General features: G+C 35.9%; 26 protein-coding genes. 5 read left to right on the top strand and 21 right to left on the bottom strand.

Annotated features, from left to right (window positions below; translation table 11 throughout):
* From ACLBXA_RS16025 to ACLBXA_RS16015, 3 genes are all read right to left on the bottom strand, one after another.
* Nucleotides 1–555 carry a DUF1273 domain-containing protein gene (locus ACLBXA_RS16025; RefSeq protein WP_000862927.1) on the bottom strand — a complete coding sequence of 185 codons (555 nt, stop codon included), beginning with the start codon at nucleotides 553–555 and terminating at the stop codon, nucleotides 1–3.
* A 56-nt stretch (nucleotides 556–611) separates the two neighbouring features.
* Complete coding sequence (locus ACLBXA_RS16020; RefSeq protein ID WP_000546292.1) at nucleotides 612–1,034, bottom strand: CotD family spore coat protein; 423 nt, start codon at nucleotides 1,032–1,034, stop codon at nucleotides 612–614.
* A gap of 155 nt (nucleotides 1,035–1,189) precedes the next feature.
* Nucleotides 1,190–1,750: a YppG family protein gene (locus tag ACLBXA_RS16015; protein WP_199664350.1), complete on the bottom strand. Its 561-nt coding sequence runs from the start codon at nucleotides 1,748–1,750 to the stop codon at nucleotides 1,190–1,192.
* 177 nt (nucleotides 1,751–1,927) lie between these two features.
* Here ACLBXA_RS16015 and ACLBXA_RS16010 point away from each other — a divergent pair, with 177 nt between their 5' ends.
* Entirely contained in the window at nucleotides 1,928–2,122 is a 195-nt protein-coding gene (locus ACLBXA_RS16010) for a YppF family protein (protein WP_423114249.1), read from the top strand.
* A 24-nt stretch (nucleotides 2,123–2,146) separates the two neighbouring features.
* Here the strand turns inward: ACLBXA_RS16010 and ACLBXA_RS16005 are convergent, their stop codons facing one another.
* Both ACLBXA_RS16005 and ACLBXA_RS16000 read right to left on the bottom strand, forming a co-directional pair.
* Nucleotides 2,147–2,491: a YppE family protein gene (locus ACLBXA_RS16005; RefSeq protein ID WP_079245304.1), complete on the bottom strand. Its 345-nt coding sequence runs from the start codon at nucleotides 2,489–2,491 to the stop codon at nucleotides 2,147–2,149.
* Between the two features lie 15 nt (nucleotides 2,492–2,506).
* Nucleotides 2,507–2,749 carry a hypothetical protein gene (locus ACLBXA_RS16000; protein ID WP_001252036.1) on the bottom strand — a complete coding sequence of 81 codons (243 nt, stop codon included), beginning with the start codon at nucleotides 2,747–2,749 and terminating at the stop codon, nucleotides 2,507–2,509.
* A gap of 85 nt (nucleotides 2,750–2,834) precedes the next feature.
* Here ACLBXA_RS16000 and ACLBXA_RS15995 point away from each other — a divergent pair, with 85 nt between their 5' ends.
* The gene (locus ACLBXA_RS15995) at nucleotides 2,835–3,014 is read left to right on the top strand and encodes a hypothetical protein (RefSeq protein WP_003277508.1); all 180 of its coding nucleotides are present in this window, start codon (nucleotides 2,835–2,837) and stop codon (nucleotides 3,012–3,014) included.
* Nucleotides 3,015–3,165: 151 nt separating this feature from the next.
* Here ACLBXA_RS15995 and ACLBXA_RS15990 read toward each other — a convergent pair whose 3' ends face one another.
* Complete coding sequence (locus ACLBXA_RS15990) at nucleotides 3,166–4,191, bottom strand: DUF2515 domain-containing protein (RefSeq protein WP_003277507.1); 1,026 nt, start codon at nucleotides 4,189–4,191, stop codon at nucleotides 3,166–3,168.
* Nucleotides 4,192–4,294: 103 nt separating this feature from the next.
* Between ACLBXA_RS15990 and recU the strand changes: the two genes are divergently transcribed.
* Together recU and ACLBXA_RS15980 are read left to right on the top strand one after the other, a co-directional pair.
* Nucleotides 4,295–4,897 carry a Holliday junction resolvase RecU gene (gene recU / locus ACLBXA_RS15985; protein ID WP_000155599.1) on the top strand — a complete coding sequence of 201 codons (603 nt, stop codon included), beginning with the start codon at nucleotides 4,295–4,297 and terminating at the stop codon, nucleotides 4,895–4,897.
* A 65-nt stretch (nucleotides 4,898–4,962) separates the two neighbouring features.
* The gene (locus ACLBXA_RS15980; protein ID WP_001283103.1) at nucleotides 4,963–7,665 is read left to right on the top strand and encodes a PBP1A family penicillin-binding protein; all 2,703 of its coding nucleotides are present in this window, start codon (nucleotides 4,963–4,965) and stop codon (nucleotides 7,663–7,665) included.
* Between the two features lie 26 nt (nucleotides 7,666–7,691).
* Here the strand turns inward: ACLBXA_RS15980 and ACLBXA_RS15975 are convergent, their stop codons facing one another.
* The 10 genes from ACLBXA_RS15975 to panB form a co-directional block, all read right to left on the bottom strand.
* Complete coding sequence (locus ACLBXA_RS15975) at nucleotides 7,692–8,210, bottom strand: YpoC family protein (protein WP_000442661.1); 519 nt, start codon at nucleotides 8,208–8,210, stop codon at nucleotides 7,692–7,694.
* Nucleotides 8,211–8,213: 3 nt separating this feature from the next.
* The gene (nth, locus tag ACLBXA_RS15970; RefSeq protein ID WP_097853407.1) at nucleotides 8,214–8,861 is read right to left on the bottom strand and encodes an endonuclease III; all 648 of its coding nucleotides are present in this window, start codon (nucleotides 8,859–8,861) and stop codon (nucleotides 8,214–8,216) included.
* Nucleotides 8,862–8,876: 15 nt separating this feature from the next.
* Nucleotides 8,877–9,584, bottom strand: a complete 708-nt coding sequence (gene dnaD / locus ACLBXA_RS15965) for a DNA replication protein DnaD (protein ID WP_000728537.1) — start codon at nucleotides 9,582–9,584, stop codon at nucleotides 8,877–8,879.
* A gap of 120 nt (nucleotides 9,585–9,704) precedes the next feature.
* Nucleotides 9,705–10,892 carry an aspartate transaminase AspB gene (gene aspB, locus ACLBXA_RS15960; RefSeq protein WP_000761569.1) on the bottom strand — a complete coding sequence of 396 codons (1,188 nt, stop codon included), beginning with the start codon at nucleotides 10,890–10,892 and terminating at the stop codon, nucleotides 9,705–9,707.
* A gap of 18 nt (nucleotides 10,893–10,910) precedes the next feature.
* The gene (locus ACLBXA_RS15955; protein ID WP_000758741.1) at nucleotides 10,911–11,414 is read right to left on the bottom strand and encodes a cell wall elongation regulator TseB-like domain-containing protein; all 504 of its coding nucleotides are present in this window, start codon (nucleotides 11,412–11,414) and stop codon (nucleotides 10,911–10,913) included.
* A 7-nt stretch (nucleotides 11,415–11,421) separates the two neighbouring features.
* On the bottom strand, nucleotides 11,422–11,592 hold the full coding sequence (locus ACLBXA_RS15950; RefSeq protein ID WP_000412179.1) for a YpmA family protein: 171 nt from the start codon (nucleotides 11,590–11,592) through the stop codon (nucleotides 11,422–11,424).
* 250 nt (nucleotides 11,593–11,842) lie between these two features.
* Nucleotides 11,843–14,644 (bottom strand): ATP-dependent DNA helicase DinG, encoded by a 2,802-nt coding sequence (dinG, locus tag ACLBXA_RS15945; protein WP_447617315.1) that lies wholly within the window; start codon nucleotides 14,642–14,644, stop codon nucleotides 11,843–11,845.
* A 131-nt stretch (nucleotides 14,645–14,775) separates the two neighbouring features.
* Nucleotides 14,776–15,159, bottom strand: a complete 384-nt coding sequence (panD, locus tag ACLBXA_RS15940; RefSeq protein WP_000490186.1) for an aspartate 1-decarboxylase — start codon at nucleotides 15,157–15,159, stop codon at nucleotides 14,776–14,778.
* Nucleotides 15,160–15,171: 12 nt separating this feature from the next.
* Nucleotides 15,172–16,020 carry a pantoate--beta-alanine ligase gene (gene panC / locus ACLBXA_RS15935; RefSeq protein WP_000707008.1) on the bottom strand — a complete coding sequence of 283 codons (849 nt, stop codon included), beginning with the start codon at nucleotides 16,018–16,020 and terminating at the stop codon, nucleotides 15,172–15,174.
* The gene (panB, locus tag ACLBXA_RS15930; RefSeq protein WP_000851105.1) at nucleotides 16,020–16,856 is read right to left on the bottom strand and encodes a 3-methyl-2-oxobutanoate hydroxymethyltransferase; all 837 of its coding nucleotides are present in this window, start codon (nucleotides 16,854–16,856) and stop codon (nucleotides 16,020–16,022) included. Before panB ends, panC begins: the two co-directional genes overlap by 1 nt.
* A 520-nt stretch (nucleotides 16,857–17,376) precedes the next feature.
* Between panB and ACLBXA_RS15925 the strand changes: the two genes are divergently transcribed.
* On the top strand, nucleotides 17,377–17,766 hold the full coding sequence (locus ACLBXA_RS15925) for a cupredoxin domain-containing protein (RefSeq protein ID WP_000062380.1): 390 nt from the start codon (nucleotides 17,377–17,379) through the stop codon (nucleotides 17,764–17,766).
* 127 nt (nucleotides 17,767–17,893) lie between these two features.
* Here the strand turns inward: ACLBXA_RS15925 and ACLBXA_RS15920 are convergent, their stop codons facing one another.
* From ACLBXA_RS15920 to mgsA, 5 genes are read right to left on the bottom strand one after another with little or no spacing between them, the layout of a single operon-like run.
* On the bottom strand, nucleotides 17,894–18,874 hold the full coding sequence (locus tag ACLBXA_RS15920) for a biotin--[acetyl-CoA-carboxylase] ligase (protein ID WP_001192058.1): 981 nt from the start codon (nucleotides 18,872–18,874) through the stop codon (nucleotides 17,894–17,896).
* On the bottom strand, nucleotides 18,859–20,052 hold the full coding sequence (locus ACLBXA_RS15915; RefSeq protein WP_447617314.1) for a CCA tRNA nucleotidyltransferase: 1,194 nt from the start codon (nucleotides 20,050–20,052) through the stop codon (nucleotides 18,859–18,861). The genes ACLBXA_RS15920 and ACLBXA_RS15915 overlap by 16 nt, the downstream gene beginning before the upstream one ends.
* Nucleotides 20,039–21,184 carry an N-acetyl-alpha-D-glucosaminyl L-malate synthase BshA gene (gene bshA, locus ACLBXA_RS15910; RefSeq protein ID WP_000768317.1) on the bottom strand — a complete coding sequence of 382 codons (1,146 nt, stop codon included), beginning with the start codon at nucleotides 21,182–21,184 and terminating at the stop codon, nucleotides 20,039–20,041. The genes ACLBXA_RS15915 and bshA overlap by 14 nt, the downstream gene beginning before the upstream one ends.
* The gene (gene bshB1, locus ACLBXA_RS15905) at nucleotides 21,181–21,885 is read right to left on the bottom strand and encodes a bacillithiol biosynthesis deacetylase BshB1 (RefSeq protein ID WP_000015660.1); all 705 of its coding nucleotides are present in this window, start codon (nucleotides 21,883–21,885) and stop codon (nucleotides 21,181–21,183) included. The genes bshA and bshB1 overlap by 4 nt, the downstream gene beginning before the upstream one ends.
* 11 nt (nucleotides 21,886–21,896) lie before the next feature.
* Entirely contained in the window at nucleotides 21,897–22,292 is a 396-nt protein-coding gene (gene mgsA, locus ACLBXA_RS15900) for a methylglyoxal synthase (RefSeq protein WP_000684765.1), read from the bottom strand.
* Nucleotide 22,293 lies beyond the last annotated feature (1 nt).

Raw genomic sequence — 22,293 nt, 5'->3', positions numbered from 1 at the left:
TTATTCTGCATTATTCCACTGTTCCTCTTCTATTATATCTTGTAACTCAGAAAAAAGAATGAAATAACTGTGATAATTTTCTATTTCCCCTTTTTTCTTTGCTGTTTCTACAATATATTTGGGACTTCCTGGTTTTTCTTCATCGTATACCGCTAAAAGTGCATCACTTTTTTCAATAAAAAATTGATTTTTTAATTTAAATTGCTCTGGGCTTTCATACTTCCGTTTCGTGATACTATCAACATGGTCTGCTTGAGAAAGAATAAATTCGTAATATTCACGATTATCTTCTTTCCAATTTTCTTCTTGTTCTAAAAACGGAGTGAATACCGCTAATTTTAAATCTGGATATTCTACTTGAATTTCAAAAACAACTTCAGCAGCCCATAATTCTACACCTAACTGGCCGCTTATTATAACCCATTCTAAACCATCTTCTACAAAAGTGGTTAATTTACGGTGTAATGCCTTTTTTATACACCCCACCCCTGGATGATCATTTTTAAATATTCCAAGTTCAAATGGCTTATATCCTGTTACTGCAATAACTTTCATATCAACACTCCAATTACAAAAAAAGAACTAGCATTTCGCTAGTTCTAACATATCATTTACTTTTTAAATATTCCACCAACGTTTGGTCCGATATTTGGACCTACTGGTGATACATTGTTTGGTAAAAACGGTGATACATTTGGTCCTGGTCCAAACGGTGATACATTCGGTCCTGGCCCAAATGGAGATATTTGATGACCGTGGTGATGATGACCATGGCCACACGGTCCACATCCACCGCCGAATCCTGGGTCGATTGGGTCCACAACATTTACATTTGAATTTGTTTGTGGGAAGAAGTTTTGGTTTTTAATTTGTTGATGATGTACATGTGTTGTATGTGTTGGGAAAATGTGTGGCACCACCGTTGTTGAAAAAGAGTGTGTTACGCATTGTTTCGTCGGATGAACGACAGGAGCAGTTGTACAAATAGGTCCTACAGGCTTATGCCCTCCAAAACAAGGATGACAATGATGCATAGTTTTTTCTCTCCTCTCTCGTTAAAAAAATCTGATTACACTTTACAGTATGAGAAAAGAGAGAAAGCCGTTTGTTATATATACCCATTTATTACAAGGAAATTTGTCTAGTCCTTTATTTCATATACCATACTTTCATAGACAACTCTTCAACATTACTTACCAAAAAAGCCTCCAACTTGCTTTACAATACCTGTCACCTGATTCATCGCATTCATCATTTGTCCAGCTGTATTCATCATTTTATTTACATCATAGTTACCATCGGATGTTTTAAATTGAGAAACAAAACTAGAAAACTGACTTGGCTGTTGTTGCTTTTGTTTACTCTGCGTCGGGTACGGCTGTTTTGGTGGATAAAACATCGCTTGTTGATTAGCATAGGGCGATGGTGGTGGCATATAATATTGCGAATTCATATAAGGCTGCTGCTGTTGTTGATTCATGTATGGTTGCTGAGCTTGTGATTGTTGAGCTTGATTCACATAAGGTTGCTGCTGTTGTGATTGTTGAGCCTGATTCACATAAGGTTGCTGCTGTTGTGGTTGAGCTTGATTCATAAACGACACTTCAAACGGTTGATAATAATTTTGATTTCCATAATAAGGCTCGAAAGGATACATATTATACCGTAAATATGTATCCGTATTATATTGGTACATATTTTGCTGTGCATATGGATTTGTTTGCTGATATACGTTAGATTGTTGAAACATGCATTCTCTCCTCCTTCACATAAGTTTCTACATATATAATATGTACCTATAAAATAATATGTGTGATGGAGTATCTGTCTATTTTTGTCGGAAGTTTAAATTTTTAAAAAATTAAAAAAGAAAACCCTTCCATGCTATGATAATTAAGAAGAAGATTCTCATGGGGGAGGAATCAACATGGTATTAGGGGATTTAAAACAAGCGTTTTCTCAAAAAAAGGGGTATTGCACAGAGAATGCAAATGAATTATTAGACTTTGCGAGACATTGGTATCTCGAAGGAAAAATATGCATTTCAGATTATCGAACATTAATAAAAGAATTAGAAATAAACGGCGCAACAAAACCTACAACAATGACAGAAGCAATGTAAATAACAAGAGGGTTCTCCCTCTTGTTATTTACATTGCTCAACTATATTTTGCAAAGTATACGAAATGGCTTGGTGTGTTTCAAAGAATCGTTTACCTTTACCTTTATTTACAAAGCATTGTAACACATTCGTTTGTAAATTATCGTATACTTGATCAATTTGCTGTACATGTATATACTTTGGCTTTTCTTCTTTAATCCACGAATAAGCTAATTCTTTCCACTTCTTTAATTCCTCATCTACCATGTCTACAAATGGTTTCATATCCTTATAAAAGTCGTATTCGATTAGTTCTCTTTTTTTTATATTCGCTTCATTATTATACTGCATGAGTTTTTCTGAAGACTGTATTAATGCTTCATTCTTCATCTCTTTCCCACCTTATTATGCACTCACTACGACGTTTTGAAATGTCTTTACCCAATTCCCTTTTTCTTCGTGATGCACTAATTTATTTTCCATATGTTCAATATGCATTTCTGTTATTTCTATCTTATTACATATTTTTTCACTCGCATCCTTTAATGCATGATTCATTCTAATCCCTATATTCATTTCCAGCAAATCGAGAGAACTTAACATTTGATCCATTTTTTTCATTACATCTTCCTTCTGAACCATCGCCATATACAAAACGCCTCCTTCTTTGCTTTTCCTTTGTCATGTAATTTCGCCGAACGATTCACCACTCCTGCCCACATGACAAAACTAGTTGTTATTCGTCAAAGAAATCATTTCGTATGTCATTTATAGAAATGGTAACAATACAAAAAGGAGGTGTAGTACAATGGCAAAGAACAAAAATGAAAAAAAGAAAAACCAAAACAAACAACAAAATAAACCCGAGACTGGCAATCCAAAGCTAGATGGTCCAAACTTCCCTGCTACATAAAGCGAGACTTTATTACGTACGGTTAAATTTCAAGTCACCCTTAATCTCCTACTAGCATTACGTTTTGAGATTAAAGTCGTAGCAAGCATAGCAGGATTATTTCAAATTAAGAAGTCCCGTCTTCAAAATGGAAGACGGGACTTCTTTTTCATTATATCATGAACTCATCCATCCTTTTAACGAAACGATTTACGATAGATATCCTATAGATTTGTTCCCTCTTTCTCCTATACCATTCTGTTATATTAACTTCCTCTTTAGGTTCTTCAAGTACAAATAGCACATTCATTTTCATATTTGCACAAAACCAATCTCTCATTTCTATTTCTTCATGTAAAACAACAGGATAACTATCTCTAAGTGCTGGCGTACACGATTTTCTAGTTTCCTTTGAGTAAAATTCATAATCTTCTCTAGACCCAGTATGTGTAGTTTGCACTGCAAACTTATAAAACGAACCATTATAAATTGGATGAAACAATAACCATGCTAATTTTTTTCCCAATTCTATACGCTGTTGTAACGTTTCAAATTGATAAACCGAAAATCCATACATCCTCCCTTCAATTGTTGGGAAGATAACTGCACTAATATGAAATCTTTCTTGTACTTTAAAAAGTGCAGTATGGAATACATGTTTTTTAAAATATGTGCTCTCAATGACTGGTTTTTGAATTTTATTTTGTTCATTTATAATAAGGGCTGTTATAAGCCTATTCATATCTCTTTTCTCCCAGAAAAGTAACCATTCTTTTTCCATAAAAATTGATACGCTGAAATATTGCAACAAATGAAAGAGAGGTGTACGTCTCTTCTTACTTTCCTCATACAATAATAGCTGAGGAAAGGCATCTAAGAAAATAATCCAATTAGCTTGTTCGTACAGAAGAAATAAATGTTTTTTTACCGTTTTAGGTAAAACAGTAGCATAATATCTCCCTTCTAAATCGGTCATATTCCATCCCGCATTTCTCGAAACCATACTCGCTAAAAAGGCCCACCTGATTTCACTATTTCTTAAATAATATTCTTGATAAGATTGTGTCCGAGAAATATTGTCCACATTAGCTATTTCTGTTTTCTTTGTAATATTGCGAATGATTGCTTTTTCTTCCTCTGTACAAAACTTTTTTTCTCGATTTTGTTTAATTTTCATATAATCATTCCATGTCAACATAAATAAGTCATCATACCTTTCATCAAAAAGGTCACATCTTTTTTCATTTTTTGATATAATCACCTTTGTAAGTAATTCTTAGTAAGTTGGGAGTGGACACACTATGACCATTCGTTACCCAAATGGAAAAAGGTATAATCAAGCTTCACAACCTCAAAAAACACCTATAAAAACACATACTTATAGCAACAGAGGTATGTCCCTTGAAGAGGAATTGAATGAAACAAATCAATATTACTTAACCCATAATATTGCATGTGTACATAAAAAACCTACACCTCTTCAAATTGTAAAAGTAGATTACCCCGCTCGAAGTGCTGCAGTGGTAAAAGAAGCGTATTTTAAACAACCTTCTACAACAGATTACAACGGTGTATACAAAGGGAAATACATCGATTTTGAAGCAAAGGAAACAAAAAATAAAACTAGTTTCCCACTTCAAAACTTCCACCTTCATCAAATAGAACATATGAAGCAAGTGGTTGCTCATAATGGAATTGCATTTGTCATTATTAAATTTACACTTTTTGATGAATTTTATTTATTAGATGCAAAACATATTATTGCATTTTGGAATCGTCAAAATACTGGTGGACGCAAGTCGATTACGAAAGAAGAAATAGAAGAGCATGGATCCTTATTATCATGCGGTTATCACCCTCGGATTGACTATATCCGTGTACTAGACACGGTTTATTTTTCGTGATAGAGTCATCACTAAGGCTCTTTTTTCGACTTTTGGGGAGAGAATGAAAGGTAGGAGAAAGTATAATGTCAGATAATTATCGTTCTCGTACAGAACGAAATCATGTGAAAAATCAAGAGAAAAAAACACATAAAGAAGAAAAACCAAAGAAAAAAGGCTCCTTTTTCAAGAAATTCCTTATAGGTTGTCTACTTCTTGGTATCGTTGGTCTCGTAGCCGGCGTTTCCGCTTTCTTTGTTATGGTAAAGGACGCTCCAAAATTAGACAAATCCAAACTTGTTAATCCTTTATCAACAAAGTTTCTTGATAAAAACGGGAATTTCTTCTATGAATACGGTGCTGAAAAACGAACGCATGTTACTTATGATCAAATTCCAAAAGTAGTTGAAAATGCATTCCTTGCAACTGAGGATTCGCGTTTCTATGATCATAATGGAATTGATTTTAAACGAACTACAAAAGCAGTTATGGAAAATGTCACTGGTGGTTTCGGTTCCCAAGGTGGTAGTACGATTACACAGCAAGTCGTTAAAAACTATTTTCTAACGATGGATAAAACTGCTAAGAGAAAAGTACAAGAATGGTACTTATCTTATAAATTAGAGCAACAATACTCTAAACATGAGATTTTAGAAATGTACTTAAATAAGATTAATTTAGGTAACCGTTCATATGGTATTGCGACAGCAGCGCAAAAATATTATGGTAAAGATTTAAAAGACTTGCAATTACATGAAGCTGCTATGCTCGCTGGTTTACCCCAAGGTCCAAACATTTATGATCCAACAAAAAAGGAAAATGTTGAACGAGCAACAAATCGTCGTAATGTTGTATTATCATTAATGAATCGACATGGTTATATAACAAAAGAAGAAATGAATAACGCCGTTAAGATCCCAGTAACAGAGGGCCTTCAACCGTCTTCAGAAGTAACTGAGATGAAGTATCAAGCATTTTTAGATGCGGTTGTAAAAGAAGTTGAAAAAGAATATCCTGATGTAAATATCGGTTCAGATGGTTTAACGATTCATACAACACTTGATCAAGATGCTCAAGATTACGCTGACAAAATTATGGATGGCAATCTTATTAAGTATCCAGACGATCAATTCCAAGGGTCATTCGTATTTATGGATACACAGTCTGGAGAAGTTCGAGCAATTGGTGCTGGACGTAAAGAAAGTAAGTCTACTTTCAAAGGTCATAATATGGCAACTGATTTAAAACGCCAAGTTGGTTCAACAATGAAACCAATTTTCGACTACGGTCCGGCAATTGAAAATTTACAATGGTCTACATACCATCAATTAAACGATTCAGAGTATACGTATTCCAATGGTAAAAAAATACAAAATGCAACAAAGAGCTACAAAGGTGACGTTTCACTACGTGAAGCTTTGAAAAAGTCATTAAACATTCCAGCTTTAAAGACAGCACAAACAGTTGGTCTTAATAAGTCAAAAGAATTCGCTGAAGGTTTAGGCATGACCTTTAAAGAAGGAAAAGTCTACGAATCAACAGCAATCGGTAGTAACGAGGGGTCTCCATTGGAAGTAGCAGGTGCATATGCAACCTTCGGTAATAGTGGTAACTATAATAAACCACACTTCGTAAAAGAAGTAACCTTCCCGGACGGGAAAAAGAAAAGCTTTAAACCTAAGGAACAACGCGCAATGCAAGACTATACAGCTTACATGGTTACTGACGTTCTTCGTGACGTAGTAAAACCTGGTTCTGGTGGTACAGGTCCAACAGCATACGTTTCAGGTGTTGACGTAGCAGGTAAAACAGGAACACAAAACTTTGATGCATCAGTTCTTCAAAAATATGATATCCCAGCTGATGCAAACAGAGATAGCTGGTTTGCTGGATATACACCACAATACACAATGGCTGTTTGGACTGGTTACGAAAAAGATGGTCCAAAAAATTATGTTAGTGATCGCTCCACTAGAATTGCACAGCAAATGTTCCAAATAATGATGAGCAAATTCGCTACAGATAAATCACGCTTTGAACGTCCTTCTTCTGTACAAGAAATAAACGGAGAGTTATACGTTAAAGGTGCGAAAAAAGATGCAATTAAACAAATTAAAGTAGATGCCCCTAGTGGTCTGAATGTCACTTTTGATGGCGCTAGCACAGTTACACTAAACTGGTCTGGACCAGCAGAAGTTGACGCATATGCAGCCAGCTATAAAGCAACTGACGGTTCAAGTGGTAGCCTATCAATAAGTGGTACGACAGCTACTCTTGGTGGTATTAAACCAGGTGTTACTTACAGCTTCTCTGTAGTAGCGAAAAAAGGTACTGGAACAAGCCCAGCAATTGGTGCATCCTTCACTGCGCCTGGCGGAACTCCAGATGCGAAAAAAGCTGATGAAGAGGCTAAGAAAAAGGCCGATGAAGAAGCTAAGAAAAAAGCTGATGAGGAAGCCCAGAAAAAAGCTAATGAAGATAAAGTAAAACAAGACGAAGCTAAGAAAAAAGCTGATGAAGAGGCTAAGAAACAACAAGAACAGCAGCAACAACAAGAACAACAACGTAAACAGCAAGAAGAAGCTCAAAAGAAAGCTGATGAGGAAGCTAGAAGAAAAGCTGAAGACGAAGCTAAGAAAAAAGCTGAAGACGAAGCTAAGAAGAAAGCTGAAGAAGAGGCCAAGAAAAAAGCTGAAGACGAAGCTAAGAAACAACAAGAACAGCAACACCAAAATACCGGAGGAGATACACCTCAGGCAGACGGTGCTGTTGTTACAACAGAGTCCTAATAAACAAAAAAAGAAGTCCGTTTCTCTTAACGAGAAGCAGACTTCTTTTTTGTTATCATTTTCTTTACAAACAGCTTTTCTATTTCGATATATAACTGCGCTAATTGAATATAAGAATGATAATTACTCGGTTTCTTTATAATGAATGAATACCTTTCCATAAAATTAACAGGTTGCACTTTTAATTTATTCGTATTTATTTGCATTTCATTCAAACTATGAACAGGTTGCTCATTTAACCAATAGACAACCGATAACAAGTGAGCTGCAAAAAGAATCATTGGCCCCTCAGCCTCTTGCTTATCTCTATTTCGAAACAGTATAGCAATGTCTTCATGCTTATTTTTCCATACATTCAACACTGCTGGAATACTGTTTTCAATTTCCTTCCATGGCTCATACTGTCTTTCAATATCAAATATAAAGTAAGTATTTTGTATTATTTCTTCAAAAGACTCGTCTGTATGATACTCAATTGAATTTACGCTTTCTTTAAAAAATGGTAAGCAATGAAATTCTTTCGGTATTTCTATAACTCGCTCCATCCTTTATTTCACCTTCATTCGCTTCTTTCCTTCACGACATACTTCTAACAGCCTGCACTCCTCACATTGCGGTCGTTGTGCTTTACAGTGATAACGTCCAAAGAAAATCATACGATGATGCGTAACCCCCCACTCATCCATCGGTACTTTCTTCATTAACGTTTTTTCTACTTCTAACACAGAGTCTTTCCATCTACAAATCGCTAATCGTTTACTCACTCGCTCCACATGTGTATCAACAGCAATTGCCGGAATCCCAAACGCTACGGAAACTACAACATTCGCTGTTTTCCTTCCTACACCTGGTAATTTCGTAAGTTCATCTCGATTGCTCGGTACCTCCCCATTATAGTCATCTAATAACATTCGGCATAATTTTTGAATGTTTTTTGCTTTATTTCTATACAATCCGATAGAGCGTATATCTTGTTGTAATTCTTCTAGAGAAACACTTAAATAATCTTCTGGTGTTTTATATTTTTGAAATAAATTTCTTGTCACTTTATTTACAAGTACATCTGTACATTGTGCAGATAACGCCACCGCGATTACAAGTTCAAATGGATTGTCATGAACCAATTCACAATGTGCTTCTGGATACATATCCGCCATTGTGTCTAAACAATAACGGATTTGCGTTTTGTTAAGCATATTTCCCCTCCTATATTACTGCTCCAACCAATTATAAAAAGGCACTTTTCCAGTAAATTTCGTCTCTTGTTTTGTCATTTGTTGTGCTCTTTGTTGATTCGCTCTAAATTTTTGACCTTGATTTTGAGCCTGATCTACCGTTTTAATTCCATTCTTTTTCCACTCAAATAAAATACGATCAATATATCGGAAATTTAGTTTTCCACTCATTACAGCTTCTCTAAGAGCCGCTTGAATTAAATTTGGATGATGTTGATCTTGGTCCTCCCACATTCCTAACGTTTCACATTCGAACGGCGAAAGTGGTCTTCCAAATTCTTTTTCGAATACTGTATATAAATTTACTTGCAGCTGTTTTTTTTCTTTTTGCTCTTCCTCTATTGATTCATCCATTAAGAAATGTAATATTTTTTCCCATAACGGTTGTAAAGAATAACTTTCGCACATCATCGCTTCTGATCTTTGTCCACCTTCTAGTGATAAAAAACCTTTTTGAATCAACGCCTGAATTATTTCCATACATTTCATTTCTGTTATCGTCATCCGTTCAGAAATCTCTGAAGGAGTCGGAAACGAATTACCTGATTCTAAAAATGTATGTATATGAAGTACAACCATAAATTCCGTCTCATTTAAACCTAATTTTTTATAATGCATCATAAGCAATTTTGGAATTGCAATGCTTCCCTGCTCAAACCACTGTAACATCATTTTCTTTTTCATCACCAAACACCTCGCTCTCTAGTATAACACACCTTTAGCTATTTCTTTTTGCCACAATTCGTCAAAAAAACCTCCCCATTAATAGGGAGGTTTTGTATATTACATAAATGAAATATACAATTAAGCTTGCACTTTACTTTTCATAAATGTATGGATGCGTTCCAATGCTTTCTCTACTTGTTCAAGAGATGTCGCATATGATAAACGAACATTATTTGGAGCACCAAATCCTGTACCTGGTACAAGAGCCACTTTTTCCTCTTCTAATAGAGCTTTTGCCCAATCATCAACTGTTGCATATCCTGATAAAGCTACAGCTTCTTTTACGTTAGGGAATAAGTAAAATGCACCTTGCGGTTTAATACAAGTAAAGCCAGGGATTTGAATTAATTTATCATAAATGATGTTTAATCTCTCTTCAAAGGCTTGACGCATTGTTTCCACAGGTTCTTGTGAGCCTGCATATGCCGCAATTGCGCCGTATTGAGCGATTGAAGTAGGGTTTGACGTACTATGACTCGCTAAGTTCGTCATCGCTTTAATAAGCTGCTTATTTCCTGCAGCATATCCAATACGCCATCCTGTCATAGAATGAGATTTAGATACACCATTAATAATAAGTGTTTGTTCTTTTAATGCATTAGAAAGCTGGGCAATTGAAATATATTCTACGCCACCATAAATTAATTTTTCATAAATTTCATCAGAAACAATTAAAATATCATGTTCTAAACATACTTCTCCAAGCTGTTGTAATTCTTCTTTGCTATAAATCATTCCTGTTGGATTGCTCGGTGAATTAATAATAACTGCTTTCGTTTTCTCTGTAATTGCCTCACGCAGCTGCTTTGCTGTAATTTTGTACTCATTGTCTTCTAAACCTTCTACATAAACCGGCTTACCGCCAGCAAGCTTTACTTGCTCTGGATAGCTTACCCAGTAAGGAGTTGGGATGATAACTTCATCTCCCTCATCAAGTAATACTTGGAATAATGTATATAATGCATGCTTTGCGCCATTACATACAATAATTTCAGATGGATCATACGCAATACCTTGATCGCGAGTAAATTTCTTCACAATTTCTTGTTTTAACGATTGTAATCCACCTGTTGGTGTATACTTCGTATGCCCTTCTAACATCGCTTTATGTGCAGCATCCATAATATGCTCTGGTGTATTAAAGTCAGGTTCCCCTGCCCCTAATCCAATTACATCATGACCCTCTGCTTTTAATGCTTGTGCCTTTGCTGTAATCTCTAAAGTTGAAGACGGTGTTAAAGCAGCTACTCGCTTTGCTAATTTCATTTGTAGTTCCCCCTACATCTATTTTTCAATGCTATATCGTCTTAAAAATTTTCCATCTTTAAATTCAAGATAGTAATAACTATAACGATTGTCATCATCAATATATGTAACTTCCCATAGTGGTACATCATTTTCAAAGCCTAATTTCACTTTCATAATCTCTTTCGGCTTACTTTTTGATTCCTTACTTTCATTGCCGACTTGTTCTACTGTTCTTTGTATAGCCTCTTTTTCAGAAATACCTTCGCTCTTTTTCCTTACTACAGTATCCCCTTTTTTCTCAGGCACCCAAACGATAAGTTGTTCTCCCTTTTCATCTGTACCTTGCACGACTATATATGCAGATTTTCCGTTGTAATAATCAACAGATTTCACCTTTGTAAGCTTTGCTTTTTCTTTAGCAATTTCTACAAATTTCGACTCTTTTGGAATTTTCTTTCCCATCGCTTTATTATAAACATACGCCCCATATATTCCGCTAGCAACGATAACAATAATGATTGCAAAGATCCACTTTTTCATTGTATCGCTACGTTCTGTAAATCGTAAATACAGCTGTTTCTTTATCTTTTTCGTCTAATGCTAGTCCGAACATGAGGTCCTGCTCTTTTAACGTACGATTCAAACTATCAACAATTTTATACAAATCAGACGAATATTTAATACGCGTCGTTGATAGTACTTCGATTTTCTTCTCCATGAAAAAACTCCTCCGTTACACAAAAATTTCTAATTATAGAAGAACGCAATGCGGTTACAATAAGAGTACATTCTTTACAACCCCTGCTTCATCACCCATCTATTATAGCAGGACATGTACAGCAAAAAAAGGTTTCAAGTCGAAAACCAACACATTTTGTATACAAGAAGTAAGAAAAATAAAATTCCTCCTACCCACATTTTTTACGCCTGAAGTTTATAAGTACTTCAGGCGTATTTTTCTTCCATTTTTATTCATTTAATGGTTCTTCTAATTGTACTAATAATTCTTCTAATGGCCCTTCATAAAGAGGTACGTTAGGGATCGATTGTAGAAATCGTTTTCCATAGGAAGAACTCGTCAAACGACGATCTAACACTACTACCGTTCCTGTATCTGTATTCGTTCGAATTAAGCGGCCGAATCCTTGTTTGAAACGTAATATTGCTTGTGGCAACGCTAATTTAGCGAATACATCCTCACCTTGATTTTTTAGCCACTCACCTTTCGCTTCCATCATAGGTTGATGAGGAGGCGTAAATGGTAGACGGACAATAACAAGACAACTTAAGGCATCTCCTGGAATATCTATCCCTTCCCAGAAACTACTCGTCCCTAATAAAATTGATTTGTCGAACTCTTGAAACTTTCGAATTAAGCGGCTTCGACTTCTATTATTCACACTTTGTGTGAGTAATAAATAACCCTCTAATTCATCATTATTTTTTAAATTCGCATACGCTTCTTTTAACATTTCATACGAAGTGAATAAAACAAGCATTCTGCCTTTTGTGGCTTTCGCTATCTTTGCAATATGTTCCGATACAGATTCAATATATCGCTCATTACTTACTTGCTTAATAAAAGGTACATCCGTTGAAACCATTAATTTCATTTGTTCATCATAACGAAATGGCGACGGAACCTTTAAAGTATTTGGAGCGAAATCATGTAAACCAAGTTCCTCTTTTATATAATCAAACGTATCGTTAACTGTTAGTGTTGCGGATGTAAAAATAACACTCTTTTTTTCTGTTAAAAATTTATCAGCAAATCTTTCACCAATATGAACAGGCTGTGCATATAGAACTGTTGAATGAATCGTCCCTTTCGTTTCAGTCTCCATCCAAGTTACATACGAATTCTTTTCTAATACGAGTAACTGTAATGATTCTGCCATCTTTCTCAGCAACTCAATTAAATGCATAAATTCACCTGTTACAACATGCATCTCCCATTCTAACTTACTTTGCAATATATCCACTTGCTTCTCAAGAGCAGTTACTACCCTTCTTAATTCATATATAAAACGATTTGTTAATTCGACGATACTATCCCACAACTTACCTTTTTCTAGTTCTGCGTTATACCTATAGATGAGCGGCATATTATTTGTTCCTTGTTCTTGCTTTGTTTGTTTAAATATAAAATTACGTAACATTTGGAAGAGTTCATCCGCATCAAACTTAAGTTCCTTCAAACTATAACTTATCATACGGAAAGTTGAACGAGATGCTTGCTCTGATTTTTTCATCATTTTATATACTTTGGAGAGTACATCTTCTGTTTCTAGCGTCCCAAGACGAGATATAACCAATTGAAAATACATACAAGAGAACTGTTCACCCAATGTTCTACTCGCAGCTTCTTCAATATGGTGAGCTTCATCAAAAATAATATGTTCGCATGAAGCAAACAGCGGTTCTTCACTTGAAAAATCTTGAAATAATAACGCATGATTTGTAATAACGATATCTGCAAATAAAGCTTTATTCTTCGCTCGCTGGTAAAAACAACGACTAAACCAATTACTTTGCATACCGCCTGGACTATACGCATCACTACAAATACGATTCCAAAGTAACTTTCCGCCCTCAGGAATATTTAATTCGTCTCGATCACCCGTTTCAGTTTGCAATAGCCAAACTAAAATCTTGGCTTTCGTAAGTGCCATATCATAATTTTTTTCTTCCTCTTGTAAAGCATACTCAAATTTGTGTAAGCAAAGATAATGCTTTCTTCCTTTTAGAAGAGCTGCATCAAATGAAAATGGCATTATTTTTTGTAATAACGGAATTTCTTTTTCTAATATTTGTTGTTGGAGTTGTACCGTTTGTGTACTTATAATGACAGGTTCTTCTTTTCTCTTTGCAAAATAAAGACTAGGAAGCAAATACGCAAGAGTCTTTCCTGTTCCTGTACCGGCTTCAATTAGTGAAAAACGAGAATCTCTTAACGCCGTATATATCTCTTTCATCATCAGTTGTTGACTTTCTCTTCTTTCAAACTTTGGCATATGTGATTCCAATTTATCCATCGTTTTATTCAAGAAAGCATCAAACTTTGATGAACACGTTCCAAGGTTTAAGGAATAGTTCCGCTTTTTCAGCGCAATATTTCGATGTATTTCATACTCCGCTATATCTTCTTTACCATGCATTACTTTCTTTAAAATATTTTCAGAAAGCACATCAGCTATATCACTTTGAAACACGTCGCTTAATTCATAAAGCGATTGCAACGTGACAAGTGGTAACTTTTCAATTTCATTTAAAAATTGTAAAAATAATTCCGCTGTTGCAAGAGCATCACTATCCGCACGATGTGGTTGATCATGTTCTAGTTCGTGCTTCTTAGCTAAATCACGTAATTTATAACTATCAGCTGTCGGTAAAAGAATTTGAGCCAATTCAACCGTGTCGATTTTAGGACAATGTATTTCTGTATATCCAGCCTGCCTTAATTCTTCATTTAAAAAATTCCAATCAAAGTGAACATTATGCGCAACGAAAGCCGCACCTTGTAATAGCTCAACAATCATCGGGGCTACATCTTGAAATAACGGGGCTTGTTTTACAAGACTTTCATCAATCCCTGTTAATTCTGTAATAAATGGTGGGATCTCTCTCTTTGGGTTAACAAAAGACGAAAAAATCTCCAATATCTCTCCATCTTCTACTACAACAGCTGCAATTTGGGTAATTTTATCCTTCCCATCTTTCCAGGAGTTCCCTGTCGTCTCTAAATCAACAACGACATAACGCTTACTCATATATGTAACACCTCAATTTCTTACCGTTCAAACAACAATAATTTATATAATGTTACTATACCACGTTTTATCTCATCTTAATGAAAAGATGCACAAAAAAGCTATCTCCGCAATGGAGATAGCTTTTCTACTTATAATATCGTACCCGCTTTTTCAGCACCTAACATTTCAATAATTTGATTATTGTCGTCTAGTACTGCAATTTTTGGTTCTTGTTTATGAACCTCTTCTTCCGTAACTAGCCCATAACAAATAATAATTACTTTGTCCCCTGGTTGTACAAGCCTTGCCGCAGCACCGTTTAAACAAACAACACCACTACCGCGTTCCCCTTTAATAACGTATGTCTCTAAGCGAGCACCATTATTATTATTTACAATTTGGACTTTTTCATTTTCTACAATATTTACTGCATCCATTAAATCTTCATCAATTGTAATACTACCTACATAATTTAAATTTGCCTCCGTTACAGTTGCACGATGTAACTTTGCTCTCATCATTGTGCGAAACATAGATGCTCCCCCTTATTTAACCGTTAATGTTATATTGTCAATTAATCTTACATTTTCAAATTTAACTGCAATAGCTAAAATGATTCGTCCTTCGACTTTCTCTACCATTGTTAATGACGGATATGCATATAAATCCGCATAATCTACAGTGCCTTTCGTATGCGTCTCAATATACTCTTTCACAAGATTTGTAATGATTTCCGGATTACGTTCACCTGCCTCAATTCTTTCTTTCGCTATACATAGACTGCGGTATAAATGAAGAGCCTCTTCACGTTCATCTTGTGATAGGTACACGTTACGAGAACTTTTCGCTAATCCATCTTCTTCCCTTACAATATCAACTGGTACGATTGTAACTGGAATATTGAAATCAGTTACAAATCCTTCAATTACTGCAACTTGTTGAGCATCTTTCATACCGAAATAAGCACGCGTTGGCAGCGTAATATTAAATAGTTTCATTAGTACAGTTGCAACACCAGCAAAATGACCAGGTCTTTGTTTACCGCATAATACGTCCGTGCGTTTCACAACTTCTACTGTTGTTGTTTGTTCTGATGGATACATTTCTTCTACACTCGGATAAAATAAATAATCTACACCGTTTTCTTTTGCTACATTTTCATCTCTATCAATATCACGAGGATATCGATCTAAATCTTCATTTGGGCCAAATTGCAGCGGGTTTACAAATACACTTAAAACTACAATTTCATTTTCTTCTCTTGCCTTACGTAATAAGGTAGCATGCCCTTCATGTAAATAACCCATCGTTGGAACAAAACCAATACTTTTTCCACTTGCATGCAGTTCGTTTGTAATTTGCTGCATCTCTTGCACTGTAGTTACGATTTTCATTATTGTTTTCCCCCGTATAACGCTAAGCGGTCTTCTTCTTTCATTGTGAACGAATGTTTTTCTTCAGGAAATTGCCTTGTCTTTACTTCAGTAACGTATTGTGAAATCCCGCGCACAATCTCCTCTTGAACAGAAGTATATTGCTTCACAAATTTTGGAACACGATTTACGCCATATGAGATAAGATCATGATAAACAAGCACTTGCCCATCTACTTTTTGTCCTGCACCAATCCCGATTGTTGGTATTGTTAGTTGTTCTGAAATAAGTTCTGCTAACTGCATTGGTACACATTCTAACACAAGCGCTATTGCACCAGCTTCTTCACATTTCTTTGCATCTTCTATTAATTTTTTTGCACTCTCCGCATCTTTTCCTTGCACTTTATATCCACCCAACACTCCTACAGATTGAGGTGTTAAACCTAAATGCGCTACAACAGGAATTCCTGCGTTCGTCAAATATTGAATCGTTGATATAACTTCTCCAGCACCTTCTACCTTCAATGCGTGCGCCCCGCTCTCTTGAACGATGCGGCGTGCATTCATCATCGTTTCTTGTAATGATACGTGATACGACATAAATGGCATATCAGTTACAATAAACGTCTCTTTCGCTCCGCGGCGTACAGCTTTCGTATGATGAATCATATCCTCTACTGTTACAGGTACTGTTGAATCGTATCCGAGTACAACCATTCCAAGAGAATCTCCAACTAAAATCATATCAACTTCAGCTTCTTCTGCTAATTTAGCAGATGGATAATCATACGCCGTTAGCATTGTAATCGGCTCACCTTGCTCTTTCATCTTCAAAAAATCTGTTTTTGTTTTCAAAAACTACTCCTCCTTTATGCAGGAGAGAGGAGATGGCCGAAATCATATAAAAAACCCCTCTGGCCATAAAAGGGCAGAAGGGTTGTGTGTTAGTCGGCATTATTCATCCCTCTGTCCCAGTCCGTTATTGGATCAAGGCAGAATCCAAGTTATTATTTTTCATATTACTTCGAATCATGGTGCAGTTCACTCTGATACTGCCCACATTCGAACTAATTATAGCAAACTACAAAAAGGAATTACTACATTTTTTTGAAAAAATAATTTTTTATTCTTATTACGGTATATGAAATTTAACAAGAGAGTATATATGCTATAAAGTGAAAATTTAATCAGCCCGACAAATAGCGGGATAAAGTTTTTATAGATAATTCAATCTTGAAAAGATACATGTTTTTTCAACGCATGTTAAAAAAATCTAAGTTAATTTCTTCTATAATCAATTGAACTGTATAGTATAACTCTTAAACTAATGATGCAGGTTAATTGAGGAAAAGTACTTAACAAAGGAGAATTGCAGATGTCTATGAACAGGTGGTTATTTCGATTCAGCAGTTTGCTTGTAATGATTGTATGGTGGATGTCTTTAGGATCCTTTCATGTATTTGCCTCAGTTAATGTCGTAACACAACCCACCGATTTAACGAACGTGATTGAGGTTGAACTAAATGATGATTACTTTAATCCAAATGTCATCACGATTCCGCTTGAAGGATCTACAACATTACTATTGAAAAATAAAGGTAAAAACGAGCACACCTTTACAGTGAAAAAACTCGGCATTGACGTCGTAGTCGAGTCAGGAAAAGAAAAGAATATTACCGTGAAACCTAAAAATACTGGTACATATGAATTAATATGTCGATACCATCTTCTTAAAGGAATGGAAGGCAAAGTAATCGTCAAATAACATGCCAGGCCAACTAGACGGAAGATATTTTGAAGTGAACTTTAAATATGAAAAGAATTTATTATCATGTTACAAATTCAACTCAAAAATATTGAAATAAAAAGAAGTTCCAAAAGAGGAACTTCTTTTACTTAATTTCGATATCTGCAGAATGAATATGATGTACTTTCCCCTCATGATCCTCCAGAAGTAATACACCATCCTCTGTGATTCCTTTCGCTAACCCCGTAATCGTCTCTCTCATCGTTCGAGCAGTAATTTCTTTCCCGATGCTCACAGCGTAACTTTCCCAAAGAATTTTAATGACAGAGAAACCATTTTGTAAATACTCTTCATATAATTTTTCTAGTTGTAAATAGATTTGTTGCATAAGTTCTGCACGAACAATCGGCTTACCTGATTCAATCGCTAATGAAGTAGCAATGTGCTGAATTTCTTCATCAAAATGTTCTTGCTTTTGATTCGCATTAATACCGATGCCCATAATGACAGCATTAATTTTATCAGGATCCGCTTGCATTTCTGTTAATATACCTACAGCCTTTTTACCTTGAATTAAAATATCATTTGGCCATTTTATTCCCACGCCTACACCTGTACATTTTTCAATTGCCTGTGCAACACTAACAGCCGCTAACAAAGTAAGTTGCGGTGCATGATGAACTGGAATCGATGGGCGTAAAATAATACTCATCCAAATTCCTGTTCCTTTTGGTGAATGCCATTTTCTGCTTAAACGACCTCTTCCCGCTGTTTGTTCTTCTGCTACAACGATAGTTCCTTCTTCTGCACCTTCATAAGCAAGTTTTGCTGCAATGTGCTGCGTTGATTCAACAGTTTCTTCAAAATACACTGTTCTACCAATTCGCTTCGTTTGTAGCCCTAACTGAATTTCATTAGCAGTCACTTTGTCTGGCTTACTTGCAATTCGGTAACCTAATCGGCGCACAGCTTCAAGTTCATATCCCTCACTCCGGAGATCTTCCATATGTTTCCACACAGCAGTTCTTGAACAACCAAGTTTATCACTAATCGTTTGGCCGGATACAAACTCGCCATCCGCTTCAGAAAAAACTTGTAATAACTGCTTTCTTATAGTAGATTGCATCCTTGCAGCCACTCCCTTATACGCTCTTTCTCATTAACTACGTTTCCTTTTACAATTGCTTCCTCGATTTTCTGAAGCATGTCAGCAACCCACGGACCAGGCTTTTTGTTTGCCCAGTTTAATAAATCATTACCAGTCACATTCATTTCTTGACGACCCTGGATTGGCAATGCATGAAACATTGATTGTACTCGTTTAACAGATGTAGGATTATAGCTTTCAATCATCGCTTCATATACTCTCTCTGCCATTTCAGCGATATAAATTCCCGTTTTATAAAGAAGGACTGTATCCCAATCCTTCTCCTTTCTAGTACGGATTGCCAATAAAACTGCAACAATATCTTTTATTTTTTTATTCGAAAACTTCCATTGACGTAAAAAGACAGATGGATGTTCTTCTCCGATACAATATAAGAAAAATGCCCACGCCTCAATATCCGTTTCGAAAGAATCCCATTTATACTGCGTAGCTTTTAACAGTCTCTCTTCTGACATTTGTAAATATGGCAAATGAGAAAATAGCTTCGTCTCTACTAATTCTTTGAGACCTTTCACACAATATGTACCAGTTAACAATTTCTCAAACTCTACTGTAATGCGCTCAATTGCTATACGTTCTAGCAAATGTCCATACGTTTCAATCGCTTGCTTCGTTTTCGTTTCTAATGAAAAACCTAACGTGCTTACAAACCGAATACCACGCATCATTCGCAGGGCATCTTCTTGAAAACGATCCGCAGCATTTCCAACTGTCACAATTTCTCTCTGTTGAATGGCTTCCTGTCCAGCAAATAAATCAACCATTTCGCCTTCTTCTGTCATAGCAATTGCATTCATCGTGAAATCACGACGTTTTAAATCCTCTTCTAATGAACGAACAAATTGAACACTACTAGGTCTTCGAAAATCTTCATATTCGCTTTCTGTTCGAAAAGTAGTTACCTCATAAGGCTCACCATTTTCTAAAACAATTACAGTTCCATGCTCAAGACCAACAGGAACATTTCTTGGGAATATAGCCATCACTTCTTCTGGTAAAGCAGATGTCGCAATATCAATATCTCCAATCGGCCTATCGATAATAAGATCTCGTACGCTCCCACCAACAAAGTAAGCCTCATGTCCTTGTTGTTTTAATGTCTCAATAATAGAACTAGCTTTTTTAAATCTTTCCATTTTTGTCATCCCTTAGTACGTCATAGTAAATCGTTTCATATTGTGAAACAATTTTTTCTGAGCGAAATTGCTCATAAACACTTTCTCTTGCTCGTTCTCCCATATTACGGTGAAGTTCCTCGTCCTTTAATAGCTGAGTAGCTTGATTTGCCACTCCTGTTGTATCGCCAACTTCACATAAATATCCTGTTTCCCCGTGTTGAATAACCTCTGGAATACCTCCAACCCGTGTTCCGATACAAGGTACACCACACGCCATTGCTTCTAATAAAACAAGACCAAAACTTTCCTTCTCTGATAGAAGCAACATTAAATCACTCATCGCAAGTAGTTCTGCAACATTATCTTGCTTCCCTAGGAATAAAACACGATCTTCAATATGTAAATTCTTCACTATCTGTAAAATCGTACAGAATTCTGGTCCGTCTCCAACAAGAAGCAACTTCGCATCTACTTCTTTAACAATTTTAGCAAATGCCTCAACAACATCCTGCACACGTTTCACTTTACGGAAATTCGAAATATGAATAAGTACTTTTTCACTCTCACTTATACCGTATTCTTTCTTTAATTGAGACATATTACGTTTGAAATATACACGTTCGTCTATAAAGTTATATACCGTTTGAATTTCTTTACTTGGTTTTACAAGCTCATGCGTTTCGTTAATTAATGAATGCGAGACAGCAGTAACAACATCCGATTGCTCAATACCAAAACGAATTAAATTATTTAACGAAGGGTCGGAACCTAACACAGTAATATCTGTTCCATGCAAGGTTGTAACAATTTTAATACGCTCTCCGATCATTTGTTTTGCTAAATATGCACAAATTGCATGTGGTATTGCGTAATGCACATGTAAAATGTCTAAGTTTTCTCTTTGTGCAACCTCTGCCATTTTACTTGCTAACGCTAAATCGTATGGTGGATATTGAAATACAGAGTACTGGCTTACCGTCACTTCATGAAAATATATGTTTGGATATACTTTATTTAACCGGAATGGTAAACCCGATGTAATAAAGTGAATTTCATGCCCGCGTTCCGCCAATTGCTTTCCTAATTCTGTTCCAACAACTCCAGAACCACCTACAGAAGGATAACATGTAATACCTATTTTTAATTTCATTTACATCCCCCTAATAAATCAGCATGTAATAAAACCGGTTTCTTACTCATAAATCCCTCGGCATACAAGACTCCAACTTCTTTTCCAAACATCTTCTCACGAGCAATCACAGTTTCAACGTATCCTTCTGTTAACGGTGTCTTAACACCATCACTTCCTGTTGAAAATTGACTTTCATATGCTTCTAATGCTTCCACCTTTATAGAGAGGTACTCACTTATATCTATACAAAAATTCGGTTTATGAAAACCATTAATCATATAATTATAAAAAGACTCCACACGATGTGGTGAAAGTTCCGGCATATATTTACGGATTCCTGCTGAAAAAATAGCCTCTTCCACAAGCTTTGCACAATTTGCATGATCTGGATGACGATCTTCATAGTATGGCGCAAAAACTAGTTTTGGTTTATATGTACGGATCACCTTGACAATTTCACGTATATACTCTTCTTTCATATACAAACCACGGTCTGGCATCGCTAAATTCAGCCTCGTTTTTACTCCCATTATACGAGCTGCGACCTCTGCTTCTTCTTTTCTCAACTCTATCGTTCCATTGGAAGAAAGATCAGCTTCTGTTAAATCACAAATACCTACTTCATACCCTTGCTTTGTATATTTAGCGATGGTACCAGCCATGCCGATTTCAACATCATCGGCATGAGCACCAAACGCTAATATATGTAATCCACTCATAATTGTTCCCCTCATTTTCTTAACTTACGATAATCTAAATCTCCTCGCTCTAATGCGTGCATCAACATTTCAGCACTTGCCATATTCGTTGCAAGTGGAATCGCATATACATCACATAAACGAAGCAATGCATTCACATCCGGTTCATGCGGCTGTGCTGTTAATGGATCGCGGAAGAAAATCACCATATCTAAATCGTTTTTTGCAATCATTGCACCAATTTCTTGATCTCCACCAAGAGGGCCAGATTGATATCTTGTTACAACTAATCCAGTCGCTTCCATAATACGAAGCCCTGTCGTTCCTGTTGCAAATAATTCATGTTGCTCAAAAATTGGTTTATATGCGTATGCAAACGAAACCATATCATTTTTCTTTTTGTCATGTGCGATTAAGGCAATTTTCATC

This window comes from Bacillus sp. D48C, assembly GCF_053345735.1.
Note: the sequence above shows the minus strand (reverse complement) of the source record. Positions and strands in the feature narration are given on the sequence as shown.